Origin of the sequence: uncultured Pseudoteredinibacter sp. (assembly GCF_947502065.1) — a bacterium.
Taxonomy (GTDB): Bacteria; Pseudomonadota; Gammaproteobacteria; order Pseudomonadales; family Cellvibrionaceae; genus Pseudoteredinibacter.
In genome coordinates this window covers 1-3495 of record NZ_CANMYE010000021.1, presented here as the reverse complement: position 1 = coordinate 3495, position 3495 = coordinate 1, and the positions used below count along the sequence as shown (strand labels likewise).

General features: G+C 49.8%; 2 rRNA genes. Both read right to left on the bottom strand.

Annotated elements, in window-relative coordinates:
- Positions 1 to 25 precede the first annotated feature (25 nt).
- A 5S ribosomal RNA gene (gene rrf, locus Q1A41_RS20165) occupies positions 26 to 141 on the bottom strand.
- A 240-nt stretch (positions 142 to 381) separates the two neighbouring features.
- Positions 382 to 3264, bottom strand: a 23S ribosomal RNA gene (locus Q1A41_RS20160).
- Positions 3265 to 3495: the final 231 nt, after the last annotated feature.

Below are 3495 nucleotides of genomic sequence, written 5' to 3'. Positions count from 1 at the left end.
CCGACAGGGGTTTTTTGGAATAAAAGCTTGACGATGACCTACTCTCACATGGGGAATCCCCACACTACCATCGGCGCTGAGTCGTTTCACTTCTGAGTTCGGGATGGGATCAGGTGGTTCCAACTCGCTATGGTCGTCAAGCAAACTTGGATGGCCGGCTTAAGTCTTATCTCATTTCATATGAGGGCTCGTACCTAACCAAATAGGGTGGTGGAAGTACTTCTTACGAAGTCCGAATCACTAGCAGTTACACTGCGCAGTCATTCGTAAAGTTGTATATAAACAAATTAATTGTGTATGTGTTCAGTCTATCTAGACTCTCTTACCATACCCATCCTCAGCTACCCATAGGGCATAAACACACTCAGTAGCCTCAGTTATATGGTCAAGCCTCACGGGCAATTAGTACTGGTTAGCTCAACGCCTTACAACGCTTCCACACCCAGCCTATCAACGTCGTAGTCTTCAACGGCCCTTTAGGGGAATTAAATTCCCAGGGAAAACTTATCTTGAAGGAGGCTTCCCGCTTAGATGCTTTCAGCGGTTATCCCGTCCGAACGTAGCTACCGGGCAATGCCATTGGCATGACAACCCGAACACCAGAGGTTCGTCCACTCCGGTCCTCTCGTACTAGGAGCAGCTCTTCTCAATTTTCCAACGCCCACGGCAGATAGGGACCGAACTGTCTCACGACGTTCTAAACCCAGCTCGCGTACCACTTTAAATGGCGAACAGCCATACCCTTGGGACCGGCTTCAGCCCCAGGATGTGATGAGCCGACATCGAGGTGCCAAACACCGCCGTCGATGTGAACTCTTGGGCGGTATCAGCCTGTTATCCCCGGAGTACCTTTTATCCGTTGAGCGATGGCCCTTCCATACAGAACCACCGGATCACTATGACCTACTTTCGTACCTGATCGACGTGTCAGTCTCTCAGTCAAGCACCCTTATGCCATTGCACTAAACTCATGATTTCCGACCATGATTAGGGTACCTTCGTGCTCCTCCGTTACTCTTTGGGAGGAGACCGCCCCAGTCAAACTACCCACCAGACACTGTCTGCAATCCCGATAAGGGACCTACGTTAGAACCTCAAACATACCAGGCTGGTATTTCAAGATTGGCTCCACTTAATCTAGCGACTAAGTTTCAAAGCCTCCCAGCTATCCTACACAAGTAGGCTCAAAGTTCAGTGTCAAGCTGTAGTAAAGGTTCACGGGGTCTTTCCGTCTAGCCGCGGGAACACAGCATCTTAACTGCGAGTTCAATTTCACTGAGTCTCGGGTGGAGACAGCGTGGCCATCATTACGCCATTCGTGCAGGTCGGAACTTACCCGACAAGGAATTTCGCTACCTTAGGACCGTTATAGTTACGGCCGCCGTTTACCGGGGCTTCGATCAAGAGCTTCGCACAAGTGCTAACCCCATCAATTAACCTTCCGGCACCGGGCAGGCGTCACACCCTATACGTCCACTTACGTGTTTGCAGAGTGCTATGTTTTTAATAAACAGTTGCAGCCACCTGGTCACTTCGGCCACCAACAGCTTACGGAGCAAGTCCGATCACCGTCAGCGGCGTACCTTCTCCCGAAGTTACGGTACCATTTTGCCTAGTTCCTTCACCCGAGTTCTCTCAAGCGCCTTAGTATTCTCTACCTGACCACCTGTGTCGGTTTGGGGTACGATCCCTTATAACCTGAAGCTTAGAAGCTTTTCTTGGAAGCATGGCATCAACTACTTCAACTCTAAAAGAGTCTCGTCATCAGCTCTCAGCCTTAAGATCCCGGATTTGCCTAAGATCTCAGCCTACAGCCTTAAACACGGACAACCAACGCCGTGCTAGTTTAGCCTTCTCCGTCCCTCCATCGCAGTTATAAGAGGTACAGGAATATTAACCTGTTTCCCATCGACTACGCCTTTCGGCCTCGCCTTAGGGGTCGACTAACCCTGTCCCGATTAGCGTTGGACAGGAACCCTTGGTCTTCCGGCGGGGGAGTTTTTCACTCCCCTTATCGTTACTCATGTCAGCATTCGCACTTCTGATACGTCCAGCATGCCTCACAGCACACCTTCAGCCGCTTACAGAACGCTCCCCTACCCTGCTATAAATAGCAGCCGCAGCTTCGGTTACCAATTTAGCCCCGTTACATCTTCCGCGCAGGCCGACTCGACTAGTGAGCTATTACGCTTTCTTTAAAGGATGGCTGCTTCTAAGCCAACCTCCTAGCTGTCTGGGCCTTCCCACATCGTTTCCCACTTAATTGGTATTAGGGACCTTAGCTGGCGGTCTGGGTTGTTTCCCTTTCCACTACGGACGTTAGCACCCGTAGTGTGTCTCCCATGATTGCACTCACTGGTATTCGGAGTTTGCAAAGGGTTGGTAAGTCGGGATGACCCCCTAGCCTTAACAGTGCTCTACCCCCAGTGGTGATACATGAGGCTCTACCTAAATAGATTTCGGGGAGAACCAGCTATCTCCGAGCTTGATTAGCCTTTCACTCCGATCCACAGCTCATCCCCGCATTTTTCAACATACGTGGGTTCGGGCCTCCAGTCAGTGTTACCTAACCTTCACCCTGGCCATGGATAGATCGCTCGGTTTCGGGTCTATTGCCAGCGACTCGACGCCCTATTAAGACTCGGTTTCCCTACGGCTCCCCTAAACGGTTAACCTTGCCACTGACAATAAGTCGCTGACCCATTATACAAAAGGTACGCAGTCACAGAACAAGTCTGCTCCTACTGCTTGTACGCATACGGTTTCAGGTTCTATTTCACTCCCCTCACAGGGGTTCTTTTCGCCTTTCCCTCACGGTACTGGTTCACTATCGGTCAGACAGGAGTATTTAGCCTTGGAGGATGGTCCCCCCATATTCAGTCAGGATATCACGTGTCCCGACCTACTCGATTTCACAACAAGTGCCTTTTCGTGTACGGGGCTATCACCCTGTATCGCCCAACTTTCCAGAAGGTTCCACTAAAACACAAGTTGCTTAAGGGCTAATCCCCGTTCGCTCGCCGCTACTAAGGGAATCTCGGTTGATTTCTTTTCCTCCGGGTACTTAGATGTTTCAGTTCCCCGGGTTCGCCTCCATAGCCTATGTATTCAGCTATGGATACCCGCAAGCGGGTGGGTTTCCCCATTCGGAAATGTTAGGATCAAAGCGTGTTTGCCAGCTCCCCTAACCTTATCGCAGGCTCCTACGTCCTTCATCGCCTCTGTCTGCCAAGGCATCCACCGTATGCGCTTAGTCGCTTGACCATATAACTCAAGCAACTGAATGTGCACGACTTACAAAATTTCGATTAATGTTACAAAGCCCAGACCGGACTCCATAACACTGGATCTCATGATTTGTAAAAACAATAAATTCGCCGGACAGGTATGTTAGTTAGTCAGATAGACTTTTGTTACATACTCGTCAATTAATTTGCAGTATTACAACTTTACTTTCCACCTTGTTAAAGAACGTCTGATTGTAAAAATCAGAAG